Origin of the sequence: Sphaerospermopsis torques-reginae ITEP-024 (genome assembly GCF_019598945.1) — a bacterium.
Taxonomy (GTDB): domain Bacteria; phylum Cyanobacteriota; class Cyanobacteriia; order Cyanobacteriales; family Nostocaceae; genus Sphaerospermopsis.
The window spans coordinates 2,585,304-2,605,680 of record NZ_CP080598.1; the positions used below are offsets into that span (position 1 = coordinate 2,585,304).

The 20,377-nt window shown below is 35.6% G+C and carries 21 protein-coding genes and 1 CRISPR repeat array; of the genes, 11 read left to right on the forward strand and 10 right to left on the reverse strand.

The features are described 5' to 3' along the window. Positions 1–6: 6 nt before the first annotated feature. Positions 7–243 (reverse strand): UPF0175 family protein, encoded by a 237-nt coding sequence (locus K2F26_RS12085; protein ID WP_220611675.1) that lies wholly within the window; start codon positions 241–243, stop codon positions 7–9. Positions 244–468: 225 nt separating this feature from the next. On the opposite strand from K2F26_RS12085, the gene K2F26_RS12090 reads away from it, so the two are divergent. Continuing rightward, a complete protein-coding gene (locus K2F26_RS12090; protein ID WP_246605585.1) occupies positions 469–723 on the forward strand; it encodes a hypothetical protein in 255 nt (84 codons plus the stop codon). Between the two features lie 104 nt (positions 724–827). Here the strand turns inward: K2F26_RS12090 and K2F26_RS12095 are convergent, their stop codons facing one another. The 6 genes from K2F26_RS12095 to K2F26_RS12120 all read right to left on the reverse strand — a co-directional run bounded on the left by K2F26_RS12095 (position 828) and on the right by K2F26_RS12120 (position 5,426). After that, the gene (locus tag K2F26_RS12095) at positions 828–2,822 is read right to left on the reverse strand and encodes a hypothetical protein (protein WP_220611676.1); all 1,995 of its coding nucleotides are present in this window, start codon (positions 2,820–2,822) and stop codon (positions 828–830) included. A 279-nt stretch (positions 2,823–3,101) separates the two neighbouring features. Further along, complete coding sequence (locus tag K2F26_RS12100; protein WP_220611677.1) at positions 3,102–3,509, reverse strand: hypothetical protein; 408 nt, start codon at positions 3,507–3,509, stop codon at positions 3,102–3,104. 72 nt (positions 3,510–3,581) lie between these two features. Further along, on the reverse strand, positions 3,582–4,232 hold the full coding sequence (locus tag K2F26_RS12105; RefSeq protein ID WP_220611678.1) for a methyltransferase family protein: 651 nt from the start codon (positions 4,230–4,232) through the stop codon (positions 3,582–3,584). A gap of 203 nt (positions 4,233–4,435) precedes the next feature. Next, on the reverse strand, positions 4,436–4,594 hold the full coding sequence (locus tag K2F26_RS12110) for a YqaE/Pmp3 family membrane protein (RefSeq protein ID WP_096559101.1): 159 nt from the start codon (positions 4,592–4,594) through the stop codon (positions 4,436–4,438). Positions 4,595–4,727: 133 nt separating this feature from the next. Further along, complete coding sequence (locus tag K2F26_RS12115) at positions 4,728–5,072, reverse strand: translation initiation factor (protein WP_220611679.1); 345 nt, start codon at positions 5,070–5,072, stop codon at positions 4,728–4,730. A 99-nt stretch (positions 5,073–5,171) separates the two neighbouring features. Next, positions 5,172–5,426, reverse strand: a complete 255-nt coding sequence (locus K2F26_RS12120; RefSeq protein WP_220611680.1) for a hypothetical protein — start codon at positions 5,424–5,426, stop codon at positions 5,172–5,174. 4 nt (positions 5,427–5,430) lie between these two features. On the opposite strand from K2F26_RS12120, the gene K2F26_RS12125 reads away from it, so the two are divergent. Next, positions 5,431–6,114, forward strand: coding sequence for a HupE/UreJ family protein (locus K2F26_RS12125; RefSeq protein ID WP_220611681.1), 684 nt, complete (start codon positions 5,431–5,433; stop codon positions 6,112–6,114). 280 nt (positions 6,115–6,394) lie between these two features. Next, positions 6,395–6,754, forward strand: coding sequence for a hypothetical protein (locus K2F26_RS12130; RefSeq protein ID WP_194053600.1), 360 nt, complete (start codon positions 6,395–6,397; stop codon positions 6,752–6,754). Positions 6,755–6,906: 152 nt separating this feature from the next. On the opposite strand, the gene surE is transcribed toward K2F26_RS12130, so the two are convergent. Next, complete coding sequence (gene surE / locus K2F26_RS12135) at positions 6,907–7,587, reverse strand: 5'/3'-nucleotidase SurE (protein ID WP_194053598.1); 681 nt, start codon at positions 7,585–7,587, stop codon at positions 6,907–6,909. Between the two features lie 149 nt (positions 7,588–7,736). On the opposite strand from surE, the gene psb32 reads away from it, so the two are divergent. Beyond that, complete coding sequence (psb32, locus tag K2F26_RS12140; RefSeq protein ID WP_220611682.1) at positions 7,737–8,474, forward strand: photosystem II repair protein Psb32; 738 nt, start codon at positions 7,737–7,739, stop codon at positions 8,472–8,474. A 74-nt stretch (positions 8,475–8,548) separates the two neighbouring features. Further along, positions 8,549–9,778 carry a glycosyltransferase family 4 protein gene (locus tag K2F26_RS12145; protein ID WP_220611683.1) on the forward strand — a complete coding sequence of 410 codons (1,230 nt, stop codon included), beginning with the start codon at positions 8,549–8,551 and terminating at the stop codon, positions 9,776–9,778. Here K2F26_RS12145 and K2F26_RS12150 read toward each other — a convergent pair. Both K2F26_RS12150 and cas1 read right to left on the reverse strand, forming a co-directional pair. Next, the gene (locus K2F26_RS12150; RefSeq protein WP_220611684.1) at positions 9,775–11,214 is read right to left on the reverse strand and encodes a TIGR03985 family CRISPR-associated protein; all 1,440 of its coding nucleotides are present in this window, start codon (positions 11,212–11,214) and stop codon (positions 9,775–9,777) included. The genes K2F26_RS12145 and K2F26_RS12150 overlap by 4 nt on opposite strands. A 303-nt stretch (positions 11,215–11,517) precedes the next feature. Then, positions 11,518–12,435: direct repeats of the CRISPR family, unit length 37 nt; unit sequence GTTTCCATCCCCTTGCGGGGAATTGGTTATGAAAAAC. Positions 12,436–12,943: 508 nt separating this feature from the next. Further along, positions 12,944–13,954 (reverse strand): CRISPR-associated endonuclease Cas1, encoded by a 1,011-nt coding sequence (gene cas1 / locus K2F26_RS12155; RefSeq protein ID WP_220611685.1) that lies wholly within the window; start codon positions 13,952–13,954, stop codon positions 12,944–12,946. A 186-nt stretch (positions 13,955–14,140) separates the two neighbouring features. Here cas1 and csx18 point away from each other — a divergent pair, with 186 nt between their 5' ends. The 6 genes from csx18 to K2F26_RS12185 all read left to right on the forward strand — a co-directional run bounded on the left by csx18 (position 14,141) and on the right by K2F26_RS12185 (position 20,356). Next, complete coding sequence (csx18, locus tag K2F26_RS12160) at positions 14,141–14,449, forward strand: CRISPR-associated protein Csx18 (protein WP_220611686.1); 309 nt, start codon at positions 14,141–14,143, stop codon at positions 14,447–14,449. Continuing rightward, complete coding sequence (crn3, locus tag K2F26_RS12165; RefSeq protein ID WP_220611687.1) at positions 14,442–15,455, forward strand: CRISPR-associated ring nuclease Crn3/Csx3; 1,014 nt, start codon at positions 14,442–14,444, stop codon at positions 15,453–15,455. The genes csx18 and crn3 overlap by 8 nt, the downstream gene beginning before the upstream one ends. Positions 15,456–15,597: 142 nt before the next feature. Then, positions 15,598–17,940 (forward strand): type III-B CRISPR-associated protein Cas10/Cmr2, encoded by a 2,343-nt coding sequence (gene cas10 / locus K2F26_RS12170; protein WP_220611688.1) that lies wholly within the window; start codon positions 15,598–15,600, stop codon positions 17,938–17,940. Between the two features lie 6 nt (positions 17,941–17,946). Then, positions 17,947–18,660 (forward strand): RAMP superfamily CRISPR-associated protein, encoded by a 714-nt coding sequence (locus K2F26_RS12175; RefSeq protein ID WP_220611689.1) that lies wholly within the window; start codon positions 17,947–17,949, stop codon positions 18,658–18,660. Next, complete coding sequence (gene csx10 / locus K2F26_RS12180; RefSeq protein WP_220611690.1) at positions 18,657–19,949, forward strand: type III-D CRISPR-associated RAMP protein Csx10; 1,293 nt, start codon at positions 18,657–18,659, stop codon at positions 19,947–19,949. The genes K2F26_RS12175 and csx10 overlap by 4 nt, the downstream gene beginning before the upstream one ends. After that, positions 19,946–20,356 (forward strand): hypothetical protein, encoded by a 411-nt coding sequence (locus K2F26_RS12185; RefSeq protein WP_220611691.1) that lies wholly within the window; start codon positions 19,946–19,948, stop codon positions 20,354–20,356. Before csx10 ends, K2F26_RS12185 begins: the two co-directional genes overlap by 4 nt. Positions 20,357–20,377: the final 21 nt, after the last annotated feature.

The window sequence follows — 20,377 nt, forward strand, 5'->3', positions numbered from 1 at the left end:
ATTTGTTTAGATAATTCCCAGGTTTTTTAAATCAACTTCCAAATCACTTTCATCATAATGAACAGGGATATTTCTAATTGCTAATTCAGATTGAAATTCTAGTAAGGGCATTTGCGCTAGTTGAGATGCTTTACCAATACTAATTTTTTTTCTTTGAAATAAGAGGATAATCAGTTCTAAAACTAATTCTTTTTCTGATAATCCACTGGCTTGAACAATATCTTCAGAAATTACTAAACTCATTGTTATTTTTTTGTTAATCTAGATGTTAAACATATTATAACATATAGGCATCTTTGGTTTCAAGGATTATTACATTTTGGGCAGCAATTTCCAATTACAGAATTAGAATTTTAGGAGATTAAAAAAATGCTAGATGTGCAAAATGAATACCTCTATAATTTATTAGAAAGAATTAAACAAAGACCAGGAATGTATTGAGGTCATTGTTCCATTACTAGACTAAATATGTTATTAGTTGGTTATAGTCAAGGGAGAATGGAATTAGGATTAACACGTACCGCACAAGAACAAGAATTTGATCAATTTCAAGAATGGATACAGAATAAATATAATATTAGTGAAAGTCAAGGATGGGATAGTATTATTCTCTTAAATTCCATTGATGAAAAAGAAGCTTTTTATAAATTCTTTCAATTATTTGATGAATTTTCTCACAGGAACATAAATGATGCTAGTTTGGAAGTTTACTTAGCAAGTTGAATCATTACCAACAACTAATCAACATCTATTAAAAAGTGGGCAAAATGCCCACATTAAATTATTTATTTGCTAATTTGCCAAAACTTATATTTACAACCTAGATTTTAAAGATCACTGTAATTTTGCCCTATTTTTTGTGCGAGGTGATAAAAATATGTATTTTCTTCATCTGTAGCAAGTTGTGGTAATTTTCGATATTCAGATATTGCATAAAAAGCAATAAATTCAGGTTCTGACCATCCATTTTTCCAAATTAGTTTTTTGTTAGTTAAAATAATACCTTCCTTCCCATCATTCCAAAAACCAGTATTTTTCATTGCTAATATTTTTTCATCAGCTTCAAGTAGTGAATCTGCATAGCTAGATATAGCATTGGATAGCTTATCTATAGGAATATTAGGAGCAATTAAAAATCCTTCTATATGAGAATATTGATTTAATTCCTTGTCAAGAAACTCTATAAAATCTTTTAGCTCAGGATCAGCTGGAATTTCCGTTAAAGTGTACAATCTTGATTCCAGTTGATGTAGTATATTTCCATCTCTATGTTTTTGCCCTTTGAGAAATGACCACACTACAAAACCTGCACCAAATGCTATTAAAGATGCACCTCCTGTAATAACACTTAGTCCTCCTAAAGCTGAAATAATTGTAGTAATAGCAGCTGCTCCTGATAATGTACCTGCTATCTCCAACATAGAAGCAGCAGTCCAAGCAATGAGAACCGCACCTGCACCAGTTAAAGTTCCTGTTGCTGTAGCAATTCCTAAATTCTTATAATCTTCTCCATCCATTTGAGACACAAGAGCAACAGATAATAGTCCAGCCGCCCCTATTAAAGCTGCTCCCCCAGTAACTACGGCTAAACCTCCAAGCATTCCCAAGCCACCAGCAGCTACAGAACCACCTCCTAAGTATACTAAAGTTGCTGTGGTAGATGCTGCTCCACTCAAACTACTAATAGCTACACCTGTCGCTGTTTCTGCTCCTAAAACATTGAGAACACCCTGACCTATGGGTACAATATTGCTACCTGCTTTAGTAACGAAATTAGCTACATTTTTAACTCCACCAAAGTTTTCTTTGGCAGATTCGGCATCCTTTTCCACAAATATATTCTGTGCCATTAAATAAACTACTTTGCTACTATATGAAATATTAGAACCTAAAATAAATAAATTTAGAAGTTGCAAAGTATTTTGATCAGATATTTTTTCACCAGCCCGAATTTCTTTGTAAGTTCGTAAATAGGTTTCTTTATTTTGCAAACTTAAGTATTGATTATCTTGAATTAATTTAACAATAATTACATCTACAGTAAAAGCTCTCGATTTAGCACTTGCAATTGAATAGATATTTTTAATGGACATAGGAATATCTGAACCAGCAATAATAGCTTCTAAATCTTCTAGATAACTAAAATCAGGCACTGGTTCTGAAGCTCTCACATATTGATATGTCCCTCTAATTCTTTTCTTTTTATCTTCAGAAATTTTAGATTTAGCTAGTGCTGTTTCAATCGCTTTTTCAATGATATTTAACAGACAATTTTGATGAGCTATTTCATACCTTTGGCGGATTTGTTCATCTAAGTTAGATGAAGCTACCAAATATTGCAATAAATCCAGAGAAATCGTATCTTCTATATATTCACTATCTTCAACTAATTCATAAATTTGTTTTACTTGGGATTTAGTAGCATCTTTACGAATAAAATCAGCTTTATCTATTTCTTGATAAATTTTATCAGCGATTCTCACATCTGGATCATATAAACTATGCAAAATGAAAGTAACATCATTACCTTGTAACCCAATTTTAGGAATAGAAATTGTATTATTTTCAATGATCCTCGCAGGAATTGTTACCTTACAAGTATCTCCAGACCTCAAAGTAACTGTTTGAATACCACCCCTTCTAGCGATATCATAGGGAACAAAAACATGATATTTTTCCTGAAAATTATCATTATTCGCACTCGCAACTTCTGGAAAAATTACATCTTTAGTCAGATAAACTCCAACACTAGAAACCAGTAGATTTAAAAACATCCGACGGTTGAGACGAAACAAGTCAGATGAATTATTGATCTTTTTCATACCTAAATACCTTGAGATTCAAAACGGTAATATTTTTAAATGATGAAATTGTTTTGGTTATAAACATAACACAAAACCTATCATATTGTTAGATTATTAACTGATTTAAGTATAACTTGCATCAGTAATTGTAACGTATAATCACAAAAATTATATACCCAGTAATCAATTATTTATTTATGTCTATCAAAATTTAATTACTAAATGTAATTTTTACTACAAAAAAACTAGGTAATCAGTTATCACCAATTACCCAATATCATCAAACCTAAACTTAATCTATGGAGAGATCACATCATCATAGTTAATAGCCTGAAGTAGCCGATTTAAAATCACCTTCCCTTTTGAATTAATCACCTGAACACGAATAAAATTAGGATCACTAGGCCGCCAAGTTACTCGATATTTCATACCATTATTATTCCAAGTATAAACTTGCCGATCATTAGTTCCTGAAGTTACAGCACCAGATAGATTAATGTTGGAATTACGATTACGGCGATTTTCTCCATAATAGGAATAGACATTATTTTGAAAATATAAACTTACTTCCCAATCTTGATCACCAAAATGTCCCTTGGGATAATTAAACTTTTGTGCCAGCGCAGGTTGAGTCATTGCTACATCTATAATTGCAGGTGTAGAAATCCCCAAAATTGCCGCCAATGTCATTGCTTTGTAATTCATAAAACTTTCCTTCTGGTAAACAGGTAAAAAGTCTATATTTATGGATTCACTCTATAGCAAATCAATTTCGCTTTAAGCTGTTGTTTCTTCTTTATTGAGATTCCTGGAAATAAATAGTTTAGGAAACAGCAACCCAGAACTTTCTTTATATTCCTCAAACTCAGGATATCGAGACAAAGATTGATCTTTTTTCCGCATATTGGGAACAAATATCATGGCTATAAATAAACTCAGAATTAGAAAAGGTAACCAATGCTGTGCTAACATAGCAAATGCTAGATAAATCAAGACTTCTCCCAAGTAATTAGTATTACGACATCTAGCAAAGAAACCTTCTGTAATTAGTCCAGTTTTGTATTTAAGTGTATAATATTTTTGAGCATCACTAGCAAAGTGCAAAAACACCCCCACAATATTTAAAGAAATAGCCGCAGTTACTAACGGTAAAGGTGGAACAGTACCACTGCTAATGAGAATAAATGGTGCTACCCAATATAAACCTAAGATGATAAAGGTAATAATTCCCATCAAATTCGGCATTTCTTCTTCCCATTGTTTATCTGGAAAAATACGATCTTTTAGTAACCAAAGAAAACCATAAGTACCATGAAGGACAAGATAAACCCAAGCTCCAGTGGTAAAATTATGGTATAAAAACATTAGTCCTAACACTATAAAAAAAGTTAGACCTTTGTGTAAATTAATAGGATACTTTACTTTCATATTTTGGCTTTTTGTGATAATTTTTTACGTAATTATTCAGCTATCAGTAATCAGCTATTCTCTAGAAAGACACTGAATTAATAACAGGGATCTTGTTCCGGTTCTGTAAAATTACACCAGTATTAATGAGAGCAATTTACAGCCTATTATTGATGGTTTTAGTGTCTTGCTGACTGCTGATAGCTGATGGCTGAATGCTGATATTATTTCTTGGCAATCACCCAAACTGCATGAATAATACCAGGAATATAACCGAATAAAGTTAACACAATATTAATCCAAAAGTCCAAACCAAAACCTACTTGCAAAAATACTCCTAGAGGTGGCAGAAAAATCGCGCATAATATTCTTACTAAATCCATTTCAGCCTCCTGTTAATGTTCCACTTCTCTACAGTTAACATCACTTTCTGTAAATAGGATTCCTGAAAATATACGGTAAACCGAACTTACAGTCAGGGTTTAGCTCAGGGTTTAGCAATGCTAAACCCCTACATTAACCACCACTGATTTTAGCTTTGTAACCTAACTTGACCAAAATCTCTAAAATCTTCTGTTTATGATCTCCCTGAATTTCAATTTCATTCTCTTTTAATGTTCCTCCAGTACCACATTGGGTTTTTAATTGTTTAAGTAACCCATTTAAAGTCTCTGCTTTGGTTTGAAACCCGGTAATAACCGTAACTGTTTTTCCCTTCCTTCCTGCACGGGTAGCTTGTACCCTCACATTTTGTTGGTTTGGGGGTAGTTCTTGTACTGGACGTTCTAAAGCAGGTGAATTATCATTACCAAATTCTTGGTAAATTATGCGTTTGTCAGATTTTGATTTAGAGGAAGACATACAATTTAATTCTTAATTCAATCCAGAAATAATCTCAAGTAGACGGACGGAACTCCAATTTATTTCCTACCGCTATTTTAACCAATTACTGATCACTAATTACTGACTAATATTAGAAGATTCTCGTACAGCATTCTGTAAGTAAAATATTCTGACTCCTGACTCCTGACTCCTGACTCCTGACTCCTGACTCCTGACTCCTGACTCCTGTACGGGCGAACCATTCGGGCGACTAATGATCAATTTTTCTCCAAGGCTATTTTCCGAATGCTTCGCCCCTACTCCTAAATTCTGACATTTTTTTTCAATATTGGGGTAATATAAACCACCAATAAGAATAATCTGATCTATCATCACTATGTTCAAAACTAAATTATCTGTATCTGATGGTACTAATCCAGTACCTACTTCTCAACAGTATCGTCTCATGGGTGCGATCGCTGCTTTAATTCTCATCAGTCTGATCACTTCATCAGGGGGATCGCCCATTGAACACACCATTTATAACTGTTGGGAAGGGTTTATTTGGGGTATCGCTGATCCAGTGATTGGTTTGGATCGATTAGCTGGTATTGTCGCTGTTGGTTTACTCTCTGCTAGATTTATACGTGGTGCTTGGATCGGTTTAGCTTTTGTATTTGCTGCTTTATTTGGACAAATAATACATTTATCTTCATTAAATCTACCAAGTATAGCCCCAGGTATAGAAATAGCGATCGCCTTCTTCTCTATCATCTTTGGTATAATTTTCATCCTACCTACCCAAATCAGTTGGTTAGCTTGTACCATACTCGGTGTTATCGCTGGGTTATTTCATGGTTATGCTGATAGTCAAGCAATTATAGGCGCTCAAATATCAACCATGGCCACATATTTGATAGGTGTTAGCTTAACTCAAACAGCAATTGTCTTGTCTGCTAGAAAAATTGGTATTATGTTCACAAAACAAGCAAGTAAGCAGATATTTCACAAAACAATTCGTTGGGTTGGGTTAACTTTTTGTGCAATTGGTGTCGTATTTTTCGCCAATGCAGTAATCTAATAGCAAGCAAATACTTTGAGGGTAGTTGTATAACTTTTAATTATCAATCTAGTGATAATTATCGTTAAAAAAAATCACACAATTCTGCACAATTACCCAATTTTGTATTATTTTTTAAATATCCCAAATACTTCCGAAAATCAGGTTAATATTGCTACTAAACATCTGCTAATTACAGGATTTACCAATCCTTAATCAGATAGCATTGCTACAGATGGCATTTTTGTTTGATTCTCAAACTTCACTTAGTACAGTTTAGTGCTGATTAGGAAATTATTTGATGAATATTAACAATATTACTATGATGATTTCTCAAAATTGGGGCGCTCCAGAAATGATATCCGCAGGAATAGAAGCTAAAATAAACCGCTTAGAATCTATTGTTGAGCAAATTGGTGAAGCTGTGCTTTCTACTACCGATACTATTGAACGTTTAGCTCAAAGAGTAGATGCTTTGAGCGTACAAGTAGAAGCACAAGGAAAGCAAGTACAGCAGCAAGGATATCAAATTTTTGCCTTGTGTGATGCTGTACAAAGTCTCGCTGAAACACAAAAAGATTCACTACAAGAAATCAATCAACTCACAAAATCTGTAGATAAAATTGTGTTTTTGCTGCAAAGTGTCGATGAAGAAACATGAACAATTCAAAAACACCCATGTTTGCAGATAGGGATAAAAATTACAACCGTAGCAAGATAACTTTTTGGGTAGCTTATGAAACCAATTTTTTCAATCCAAAATCTCAAATCTCAAATCCAAAATCCAAAATCCAAAATCCAAAATTGGCATGATCAAACCTTTAACTGAGTAATTGCAATATTGCCAGAAAAACATATATCTACATCACTACCAGGAGTGCGATCGCGTTTACCATATTCACCAACATAATAAAAATTATCACCTTCTATGCGATAATTTACAGGTAAAGGTTTGGTACAGGGTGGACAAAAAACCATTTCTGGGTCAGCATCTCCCGGTAGTAGATGGGGTAAATTCACATTCCAAAAGCTACCAGGTTCTAAAGGTTTTTTCAGTAAATCTGCTAATATTACTGATGTCCATTTAGCCGCTAAATCCCAATTATAATTGAGTTTAGCTTTGCGATAATGAGAAATCGCCACACCGGGAATACCGTGCATCGCAGCTTCTCTCACAGCAGCAACAGTCCCAGAAATGTACGCATCCACCCCCAAATTACCACCAGCATTAATTCCTGACAGTACAAACTTGACATCTTGACTAATTTGTGTTATGGCAATTCTCACACAATCAGCAGGAGTACCAGCAATAGCATATTCAAAATCAGAACGACGTTCTAGTTTAATCGCTTCAGTTGTCGTCACTTGATGTCCACAACCAGACTGATGGGAAGCGGGCGCTGCAATAATTACATTTTTGTCGTTTACCGCTTTCAGTAAAGCTTGAATACCTGGTGCGTCGATACCGTCGTCGTTAGTTAAGATGATTGTCATGAGATTTTAGATTTTAGATTGATTTGACAAATAAATCCTGAAATAAATCCTGGTAATTTTACCATCCAGGAATTATCCTCAAATCAGATGCTTTTGACCTAGATTATGTAGTATTTTGATTGCAAGAGTATTTTAGTAGGATTCATTTCATGAAACAGCTACTCAAGCAATTATTTAGTGGTCATTCATACCTTACCCGTCTCATTGTACCTGTATTGGTGATGATGATGGCTATTTCTGTTTTTGTCACACCTGCTTTTGCTACTGGAGTATATCAAATACCCAACCTCACAGCAGATACCTGGATTATAGATGAAGGTGATGTTCTTAGCCGTTTTAATGAAGGTCAAATCAGCGGTGCTTTTAAAGACTTAGCCCAGGAAACTGGTAATGAAGTAAGAATTGTTACCATTCACCGTTTCGACTATGGGGAAACACCGGAAAGTTTTGCCAAAGGACTATTTACAAAATGGTTTCCTACACCAGAAGCACAAGCTAACCAAGCGATTTTGATCGTTGATACTCTAACTAATGGTGCAACTATTGTCAGCGGGGATCAAGTGAAAACTCTCTTGACTGATGAGATCGCTAATAGTGTCACAGAAGAAACACTAGGGGCAGCATTGCGGGATGGTAACAAATATAATCAAGGATTTTTGGACGTGCGCGATCGCCTAGTAGCAGTCCTTTCTGGTAAACCTGATCCTGGTCCACCAGCAGAAAAACAAACTGTACAGGTAGAAAGCACTTTTAGCAATGCGGAAGAAACCGACAAAAACAAAGGTAATGCTACTGCTTGGGTAGTAGGATTGTTAATTGCAGCTACTGTCATTCCTATGGCAACTTACTATTTATACCAAATCAATCAGCCATCAAATCAGGGGTAAGTAATGAGGGAATAGGTAGAATTTTTTACCATTCCCTATTTTTCCATTGACGGTTTTGTACACAGTTGACTATCATGAAAAATACTTCTCAACATCCCAAACGTATTTTATTTTTACATCCCAACTTTCCCGCCCAATTTCGTCACCTGGCCACAGCTTTAGGCAAAGATGATAAATATCAAGTAGTATTTGGTACAAATCGTCAAGAAGGATCAATACCAGGAGTATTGAAAGCTATTTATGAACCTTCCCGCACAGCAGCACCCCAAACTCATCATTATATCCGCAATTTAGAAAATGCAATTCTCACCGGACAAGCTGTATATCGCATGGCAGAAAAACTTAAAAGACAGGGTTTTATTCCCGATATAATTTATGGACATTCTGGCTGGGGTCTAACATTATTTATGAAAGAAATTTTCCCGAAAGCCGAATTATTATGTTTCTTTGAATGGTTTTATCATGCTTGCGGTTCTGATGCAGATTTTGATCCCAGTGATCCGTTAAATGCAGATGATTTGTGTCGTATTAAAGTCAAAAATTCACCAATTTTACTAGATTTATACCATTGCGATCGCGGACTTTCTCCTACTAATTGGCAACGTCAACAATTTCCCCCAGAATATTATCAAAAAATCACTGTTTGTCACGATGGAATTGATACTAATTATTTTAATCCTCAGCCAGATGCTAAATTAATTTTACCCCGGATTAATCTTGATCTTTCTCATGTTTCAGAATTAATTACCTATGTGGCCAGAGGAATGGAACCTTATCGCGGTTTTCCTCAGTTTATGGAAGCAGTAGCATTAATTCAACAACAACGCCCAAACTGTCATATTGTAGTTGTGGGAGAAGATAGAGTAGCCTATGGAAAAAATCTTCCTGATGGTAAAACTTATAAACAATTAATGTTAGAAAAATTAGATTTAGATTTAACCAGATTACACTTTACAGGTTTACTACCTTACTCTGAATATTTGCAAGTTTTACAAGCATCCTCAGCCCATATTTATTTAACTTTTCCTTTTGTTTTATCCTGGTCAATGTTAGAAGCAATGTCCGCAGGATGTTTGTTAATAGCTTCTGATACTGCACCAGTTAAGGAAGTAATTAAAGATGGTAAAAATGGACTGTTGGTAGATTTCTTTTCTCCCCAACAAATTGCGGAAAAGGTGAATACAGCTTTAGATAATTCTCCAGATATGATTTCTATTCGTAACGCTGCACGCAAGACAATAGTTAATAATTATGATTTAGGAATATTATTACCACAACATTTAGATTGGATGATTGGCAATTAATAATTAGCTAATTCTTTGATCGCTTCTTCTTTGAGTCGTTGACGAATAGACAAAGGTGCTATCACCTCTCCATTTGGTCGCCAGTCTCGTAACCGCATCAAAACATTAATATCCCCAGTACGTATCCAAGCTTGATAATAAATATCTTGTTTATTTCTGTGTTTGATAATATCTAATATTTGCCGCTGTTGGGTTTCGGGAATGTCTGCTGTAATTAAATTTGCTAGTTGTTCATAGGCAATACGCTGGAAGGAATGATGGCGAAATGTTTTATCTACATACCATTGGGCAAATGCTGGCGGAAAACGAATGATCAATAATTCCCGTTGCAGGTAAAAGTTGAAACCCCAAGCTTTTTCTAATTCTGTTTGTACATATTCTGGGGTGGGTAAGTTGCCACTGTGCCACATTTCTTTTAATTCTTTGGGTATACCAGGATCTCCCCAAGGAAGAATTTGCAATTTTTCTGAGGCGATGCGGTCCAGTCGGTAGTTGTGCCATTTGATATTTCCTTGGGGATCTATGCCATAGGCGCTGAGATATTTGGCACGTCGGAGATAATGCAAACACACGGGATAAACGGTTATTTGTACTTTGCTTGCTGTAGCTGCGATCCAATATTCAAACTGCACTACTCCAGCAGCAGGTATACGCCACAGTTGTTCTAGCTGTTCTTGATAGTTGTCTACCTGATCCTGCATTTCTTGAGAGAGTATATAGTCTAAATGCAGAAATATCCGTTGTTGTGGTTCTTGGGTGGTGGGGGATGTATGGGTATGATCTACTATTTGTTCCCACAAATTTTGAATGATGATATCTAGGTTTGGCTGGACAAAGGATATAGACTCTAAGACGTGCAGTAGTTCCCAGGTTTGGGGTAGGGAGAGTTGGGTAAAGGTGGTTTGTGCTGTTGCAAAAATTGTTGGTGCTGGAAGTTCGGTTTTGGCTAGGGTTTGATATTCTCCTTTGACTACTGTTTGCAGCCATCCTAAATGAGTTAGCTGTTTGAGATCATCTCTGAGGGAACGATGAACGGTTGCAAAGGGGGGTTGTTGTAGTTGTTGGTGCAGTTGTTGGGAACTGATACCAGTGAGTTGTTGTATTTCTTGTTGCCATTGGGTTTGGCAAATGTGGCTATTTGCAGTTTGGATAATTTGCCATCCGCTTTGATGACAGATGCAGGTGGGGTCCTGACATTTGGTGGTTATTTGTTCGGCGTTGAGTTTTTCGCTTTTGGGGTGATAGTAGGAAAATAGGCGATCGCGTAGTTGTGCGTAGGTAAATTTTTTTGCTAAGTCCGTTGTCCAGTTTTCTTCCCCATACAGTTTGTTTAATATTACCCATAGTCTAATTGAACGCTGCAAACGGTTGGCTAGTTGTCCTGCTGCTAACCAATGTAATATTTGCGGTGTGGGTGGATAGGGGAAGCTGTTCAATTTGATAATTGATATTTGATAATTGACAATTGTTTAATTTAAGGTTTCAAACTTTTTCTTTTTAGGGGAAAAAAAAGAACTAATTGCAGTCAATATAATTTTCAATTGTACATTGTTTATTGTCTATTTTGGAAAGTTCAATTTTTTTGTATTGGTACTGCAAAAGCTGTTCAAATTGATAATTGATAATTGATAATTGACAATTGTTTAAGAGGGTGTTTGAAAATCAAAGTTTATTGAATATTCATCAAAACTAAGCGATCGCATTTTTTAGTAATTCTATCTTTTTTCTCCCCAAGTTTTGTTTCCATCCCCTTGCGGGGAATTGGTTATGAAAAACAAATTGACATTTTAGTAGATGTATGTGGTAAGAGCTACGGCGTTTCCATCCCCTTGCGGGGAATTGGTTATGAAAAACCAAGCCAGCTACCCAGTAGTTTGCACTTTCAAAGCTTTCAAATGTTTCCATCCCCTTGCGGGGAATTGGTTATGAAAAACCAATGTGCCATCCTTAGTCTTCCAGCACTTACTGTAGTCAGTTTCCATCCCCTTGCGGGGAATTGGTTATGAAAAACAAATTGACATTTTAGTAGATGTATGTGGTAAGAGCTACGGCGTTTCCATCCCCTTGCGGGGAATTGGTTATGAAAAACGAAATTAAACCAACAATACTGCCTGGGGAATTATATGGAAATTTCCATCCCCTTGCGGGGAATTGGTTATGAAAAACTCAGTGATATAACAGCTTTTGATGACAGGCAACTATTAGCGACAAATTTCCATCCCCTTGCGGGGAATTGGTTATGAAAAACCATAACTTACGCGATCGCAGAAAAATTAATTATCTAATTTCCATCCCCTTGCGGGGAATTGGTTATGAAAAACCTTTGTCTAAAAAAATAGAACTATGCGGCTGGTTTGCAAGCATATTATTTCCATCCCCTTGCGGGGAATTGGTTATGAAAAACTACAACATTATTAAAGAAAAACAGCAGATGCAAATCGAAGCTGGGGCGATATTTAAGCTTATTTCCATCCCCTTGCGGGGAATTGGTTATGAAAAACAATTACGACTACATGGCTAGTCTTTTAAAAACGTCAGAAGTATTTCCATCCCCTTGCGGGGAATTGGTTATGAAAAACGTTTTTTGAATGGTGCAGACATAGATAGCTTAGAGGATAATATTTCCATCCCCTTGCGGGGAATTGGTTATGAAAAACCCTACACTCATGGAGACCTTGTTACAAATAGCTTTCAAGGAGCGTTTGCGCCAAGCTACGGAAACAACAATGTAACAAGCAAAGTCAGTATTTAATTTTCAAGGTACAGATTGCCGTTTCCAGCCAATAAAAATAATTTAACCGAAAAACTCCAAGATGTCAACCCAAAAAACCAACATTTTTTGAAAATTACCAAAGATTACTAAATGTGAATCTTTCTAGCTTCCTGCGCCAAAACCCAAACATTCCTTTACATTTCGTTACAAATGCCCAAAACCAGAACTGAGGGATATTTCAACCATCTCCATACCACCATAACCAGGAATATCAAACTTTACAAAATTAAATAATCAGGAGGTTCATAAGGAGGTTCACTTCCGTAAACCCGCGTCTTCTGTGAGGACAATTCCTCTATAATAGTTTCCAAAATAGTCATAATTGGAATCAATCAACTCTCTACTTTGATTTTGACACATTTGAAATATATAATGATGCCTTACCCAGTCCATTACTTAATTACAAACGCCTCATAATCCAACTCAGAACGCATCAAACACCGTCCCAACCACCGCGCTTGTTCCAAAAGAATTTGATTTAAAGTCAAACGACGATTTTGAGGAGGATATAAAAGAGGAGTACGCAGTCGTCGTTCTAACTCTCCCAAAAATAACTTTTTCGCCAAAGGTCCTAACCATATTCCCACCCCATCAGGAGAATCTTGAAAATCCTCAGTTCCCAAAATGTTAGATTCAACAATGGAAATTACCGCTTGGTCCACCACCACAGGCCGAAATTCCTCCATTAAATCTAAAACTAAATTCGGTCGATAGGGTTCTGTCGCATGGAAAAAACCCAAATAAGGATCAAGTCCCGCTTGAACGGTAGCAGAAAATACACGAGCTAATAAAACTCCATACCCCCAACTCAAAAGCGCATTAATCGGATCAAGAGGTGGTCGGCGGTTGCGGCCATTAAACTTCCACTCTGGGGGAAAATAATGACGTAATGCTTGGTAATAGGTGCGAGCGCAAATTCCTTCAATTCCCATCAACTCATCGCGGTTAAAGGGAGTAGCAACATGAACGAGACGGGAAGAATAGGAATTGATTAAATCTATTGCCTCTGCTAATTCCGTAATTGTACTTGCAGTTGCCCGGTTACGCTTTTGTAATAATACTCTTTGATTACGGACTTTACCCAAAACCAATTTTTGAGCTAAGGCCATACCAAAGGTGGTTTCAACTGTGCGATATTGAGCTATTCTCATAGTAGTATTACTGATAAAATACCCTTGCAGTCTGCCGCGAAATTGCCCATCTTGTCTGAGGAATATGGTTTCAATTCCTCGATCTAATAATTGGGCAATTACCACATCTGTTAATTGGATACCAGGTAAAACCACTACCAAGGTAACTTCTGCTAAACGACAGGTTTGAGTTTGATCTTGTTTAATGATCATCAGAGATTCATTGCGATAGCGCAGGATTGTTCCTGGTTCGGTTAAATAAAGTGTAGTCATAGGAAACAGCAAATTAAGAAAGTAGGGGTTCAGCAGTGCTAAACCCTTACAACATTCAGGAGGTATAAACGAAGTATTAATGTTTCCTCCTGTACCAGTAATCATTTTGCCTTGAGGTTAGAAGACCCCTTTTCTATCAGGGTGAAATAATACACTCATCGAACTGGAAAAGACAGTTTTATGGTCATGTCTCCATCTGTAGCGAAAAAATTGGTACGATACCGTAGCTGGTTAGTTGCGGTTGTCAATGGGGGAATTACCTGGATAGTGCTAATTATTGCGCCTTTGGGATTATTTGCGGTAATTATTTGCACTTTATCGGTGTTTTTGGGTAGTTTAATAGTGGGGGTAATTTGCGACAAAGCTTTATTTAAATTGCTGCGTGAAAACGATAGAGAGGTAATGTCCGCTGATCGAGTTTCCCAAAGTATCAATTTTACAGATGGAGAAAACTTGAATTTACCAACCCAAGAACGGAGAAAAGCTGATGACTGAACCTGCTTTACGCTTGCTATTAAGTGAAACCCTGATGGTAGAGGCTTTACATTATCAGGTTTTATTGATTGAATTAACTAGGAGCGATCGCATTATCGAACCCCAAGACTTAACCGGTTTAGAACTTCCAGCAGGAATTGATACAACCGGTGGTGTGGTAATTTCGGGACGCGCACCCATTTGGTTATATGGTTATCTGATCCATGAATTACATCCTACCGCTTGGGTTGCTTGTTATGATCCCCGCATCGGTGCAATAATCGTAGCTACTCACACTCGCTTAGTACAGATTGGACAAGTGATCAAAATTATTCCCCCCAACGGTAGAACCCAAGACGGGGAAACCACACCAGAACAACAATGGTCTAATTATTTTCGTCAACTGGGAGAATTGAGATCAAATAATAGCGCAAATTCTCCCTTGACAAAACCAGAAAAATTGTGTCCAGCGTTGATGGTTGTTGGTCCCCCCGACAGTGGTAAAAGTGTTTTTTCCCATGCGTTATTTCAAGCATTGCTAAAAGAAAATCCTGATATTTATTTACAACGCGCACATTGGGACGGAGAGGGAAATTATGTGTTAGAAATGGGTGCAGAAGCTACCGATGAAGAAATCGAAGCTTTTAAAGCACGTAATCGCGGATCTTTAACAGAGAGGTTTTTTCCCTACCAAGCGCAAGCTATTCTTCAGTTAAGAAAACAAAAATCTTTAGTAATAGTAGATGTGGGTGGGATGGTGCAACCAGAAAAGTTACCACTTTTGGAAGTTTGTACACATTATTTAATAATTAGTTCTCGACTAGAAGCGGTAGAAGGGTGGCATAATTTTTGTGGTATTCGTGCTAATTTAATACCAGTCGGTGTCATTTTCAGCACTCTCTCAGAAACGGAGATAGTTCATCAATTAGAACCTTATGTAGAAATGACTTGTGGTGCTTGGGTTAGAGGTAAAGCGCGTCCTGTTCCTGATATTTTACTAGAACGGGTACAAGATATGATTAATTGATAATTGATAATTGATAATGGTTTCAGTCAAGGTTTAAATCTTCTGCTTTTCAGGAATGAGAAACAGGTAATTGTCAATTATCCAGTGTTTAAGAAGTGCAAAGAATGAATAAAATAGTAGTCAAGCAAGGGAAAAAAGGGTGATGAAAGGTAAAAGTTCGGTAACAATAGGAATTAATTGGTGTTTAGCTTGGGGTAATGGAAGAAAACCGCAATTTGATATTTCTGTTTTGCGGGAAATGTGCGAAGCTTTGAGAACTGGGGGAGAAGTTCCAGCACAGGTAAGAACTATTGTTCAACAAGTGGAAGATTTGCAAAAAATTGAGGAAGATTATTTTCCTGATACTTTGGAACAGCTAAAAAATGATTATCCTGATTTATGGAATCAAACAACTAATATCGGTTTAGTTTATGGTGGTGTGACTAAGGTTAAACAATATGTATTTGAATCAGCTAAAATTCAAGAAGTGCGAGGTGCTTCAGCTTTGTTAGATAGAATTAATTTGATTGATTTACCTGCATTTTTCGGTGATTATCAAAATGTTCCCCAAAAAATACGTAAATCATTCAATAAATCTCTTTCCATCTCTCAATGGTTAGGGAAAAACTTTCCTGGTTTAGAAGCTGCATTAATTCCCGAATTAATAATTTACTCTACAGGTGGTAATATCCTAGCTTTCTGTCCATCTGCATTTGTAGATGATTTGGCTAATGCAATTGAAAAGCGTTATACTCATGAAACTTTAACAGCTAATTCCTGTGCTGTTGGGGCAAAATTCAAGCCTTTAGAAATTAAATTTGGCTTACTAAATAACTCTATTGAAAAAACATTTTGGTTAGAACAGTATAACAGTCATCTTAAACATGAACTAATCAAGGCGTATTTCAATCAACCTGATGTAGATGATCCAATACAAGCTTTTCAAGAACGTAAGAGTTTTAATGAATTAGTTGGAAGATTAGCTTCTTTATTTAACAAAAGACGTAATGGTAACAATTGTGAATATCGCGCTAGTCGTTGTTATCCACCTATATTTGAAACACATCCCTATTTAATAAGAGATGAAGGCGATCGCCGTTCTGCGGTGATGAAAGCAGAAGGTCTTCCTAACGAACCTTATTTTTCAGAAACTTTAGCACGTAAACGTATTGTTGGACAGATATCTAAACGAGATGATATCTCTACAGGTTGGTACTATCAAGCTGGTTTTAATTGGGAACCTAATCCAATTTATATTCCCAGTTGGGTGCAAAAATTTGAGGATTTTTTAGATAAAGATGAAAATAAATTATTAGCAGAAAAATACTATAATGGATGCAAAAATCCAGAAGAAGCACGTTCTTTGATAGAAGTTGCTAATGCTAGTAAACCTCGTGGTTTTGTAGCTTATATTTATGCTGATGGTAATAACATGGGTGGATACATCCAAAAAATAAAAACTCCACAACAATATCAGCAATTCAGTCATGATATTTTTGAAGCTACAGAACAATCTGTTTATCACGCATTAGCAAAACATTTACACCCCCATCAACTGAAAGACATCACAGAAGAAGAGAAACAAAAACGTAATGGTCGTTGGATTCATCCCTTTGAAATTTTAACCATTGGTGGGGATGATGTAATGTTAATTGTTCCCGCAGATAAAGCATTAGCTATTGCTCAAACTATTGGTGAAGAATTTGAGAGAATTTTATTAAATAAAGGAGAAACCTATAAATCCGATCAAACTTATAAATTTGAAGTAGTACATCGTTATCACAGTCAGCAACAAATTTCAACAAATAAACAATGTAAATTGAGTATGTCCACAGGAGTATTAATAACTGCTGAAGATACACCTATTTACTATGCTGAAAAATTGACCAACCAGTTACTTAAATCAGCCAAAAAACAAGCAAAAGAATTGAAAAAATATGGTTATTGTGGAGGAACAGTTGACTTTTTAGTTATGAAATCTGTCACTATGATTTCTTCTAACATTAGTGAATTTCGTACTAATGGCTTAACAAAAACAGGACAAGGAAAGCAAAAACTAAAATTATATGCTGCACCTTATACATTACATGAATTAGGTGGATTATTGAAAACCGCACAAACTTTAATAGATGCAGAATTTCCTAAATCGCAACTTTACCAAATTCGCAGTTTATTAGAACGGGGTAAACAGACAGCAATTTTAAATTATCGTTATTTTCGCGTGAGGTTAAATAATAAAGAAGCTCAAAAATCATTGGAAGATGAATTTGAGAATAAATGGTGTTTACCCAAGGATAAAAATAACAATGGTAATCTTGCACCTTGGATGTCTTTAAAAGACACAGAAGAATGTGAAGATAAAAATAGAAAATCATCAGATAAACAAGAAAAAAAAGATGATAAAGTTACTTATGAAACCATCTGGAGAGAATTAGTAGATTTGTATCCTTTTTTTGAGAAAAAGGCAAAAAAATCTGATGTTCAAAAATCCAAACAGCAGGTATAATAAATTATGATATCTTTGCAGAATTTACCCCAAAATCAAATTACAAAAATTTCACTAACAGCAATTATTGACACTGCATTATGTGTAGGTGCTGGTGGTTCTGATGGTTCACTAGCAGATAAACCAATAGTTCGTAATGCAGAAGGAAAATTATTAATTCCTGCTTCCCAATTAAAAGGAAGATTACGCCATGAATGTGAGAAAATAGCAACAGCATTAGGATGGCAAATTTTTCCAGCACCAAAAGCAGAAATACTTTGTCCTAACCAAGCACAAGTAAATGAGGAATTTCACCAAGAATATCAAATAGAAAATCACAAAGGATATCATTGTTTTATATCCAAAATATTTGGAAATCCTATTCTTCCATCTCGGATAATTGTTAATGATTTAATTTGTGAGATGTCCAAAGAAGATTTACCAGAAGTTATCCGTCCCGGAGTAACTATTAACCGTCGTCGTCGAACTTCTGAAGAGAAAAAATTGTATTTTTTGGAAACTTCTCCACCCAATAGTAAATTAGAATTTACAGGAGAAATTCAGTTATTACCAGATTGTCCAAAATATGCTAAACCTTTAATATTATCTGCTTTACGCCATATTCATGCTTTAGGTGGGAGTAAGTCAGCGGGGTTAGGTTGGTTAACTTGGAAAGAACTAGACACTTTAAAAGTAGATGATGAAAGTTGGAAATTATTAATACCGAATAAAACAATATGAAACGAATTAAAATAACAATCACAGCTTTATCACCATTAGCTATTGCAGGTAAAAAACCAGGTTCTGTCAGTGAAGTAGAAGATCATATTCCTGGTTCTGTAATTCGTGGTGCGATCGCATCTCAAATTCTAGAAATATCCAAGCAACAAACACCAAATATAGCATCACAAAATTTAACAGAAAATGGTGGAGATTTTGCTACAATATTTTTAAGTGATGAACCTGCAATTTTTCAAAATGCTTATCCAGCAGTAGCCAAAAAATCAGAATCACTTTCTCAGGTTGTAACTGACGAAATAATGGTTTTACCTGCAACTGCTGTTAGTTCAAAAACAAAACCAGGGTTTAAAACTAACGATAAAAATAATGGAGTTTTTGATACTCTAATTGATCGTTTTTGTGCAGAAGCCTATAATTATCCTTATGATCCTACTTGTCCTCAAGATTTTGGAAGAGTAGAACCATTTGGAGGTTTTTATAGTAAATCAAAAGATGATAAATATCACAGTCATTCAGTTAGCACTCGATTTTTAACAAGAGTGGGAATTAATCGTCAAAGAGCGACATCTCAAGATGATATACTTTACAGTATTGAGGTTTTAAATGAGTCATTTTCTGAAACTTCCCAAAAACAAAATTGGCATCCTGTTGTTTATCAAGGTTCAATTTTAGTTTATAATGAGGATTTAGGTAAATCTCTGACTGATTTTATTAATCAAAATTCTGGTATATTTCGTTTAGGTAGTGCTACATCAAGAGGTTTAGGAAAAGTTGAAATTAAAGCTGAACTAAGCGAAGCATTAACAGATGTTGAAGATAGAATCAATAATTTCAATGACAAACTAGAAGAACGATGGCGATTGTGGTCTATTTTTGGTAAACCAGAAAATGATTTATTAAATAATCGAACATATTTTACAATAGACCTTCAATCTGATGCTATTTTTACAGACAATTGGCAACATACGACAGTGATATCATCCAAAATGTTGTGTGAATTTGCCAATGTCACAGAAAAGGATGGTTTAGCAAAATTAGAAGTAGCATATACTACCTATGATTATCGTTCAGGTTGGAATGCTGCTTGGGGTTTAATGAAAGATATCGAATTAGTAACAAATAGAGGGGGTGTGTATTTATTCAGTGTAGATAAAGAAAAGGAAAAAATATGGATTGAGAAATTGACAGAATTGGAACTGAAAGGAGTTGGAGAAAGAACTTCTGAAGGTTTCGGACAAGTGCAAATTTGCAATGAGTTTCATAATGTATTAAGAGAAGAGGCAGTATGACAGAATTATCAACCCAACAGCAATTAAAAATTCAAAAAGGTATTCTGCAAGCTGAAGATGATCTAGTAATATGGATTAAAAACGCCTTGGATAAAACAAGCTATGGAGACTTAGAAGAATCTCAATTTCGTAACTTACTCCGTGTTGCTGACACTACAGATAGCGCAGAAGTAATTAAGAACTTTATCTGTTATCAAGTTGGACGTGATAAAAAATGGGGAAGAGGAAAAGGTTCTTTAGCCGAGAAAATCATTGAAGATATTGATAATAATATCAGAAAAGCGGCTCAAATAATTGGTGAATGTTGCGACGCTGATTTTAAACCTATTTGGTTAGAATTAATTCGCCGTTATTTGGGATATGGCGCACGTCATTTGAAGTTTAAACGTGATGGTAATGCAGCTTAATTAAAAAATAATTTTTGTAAA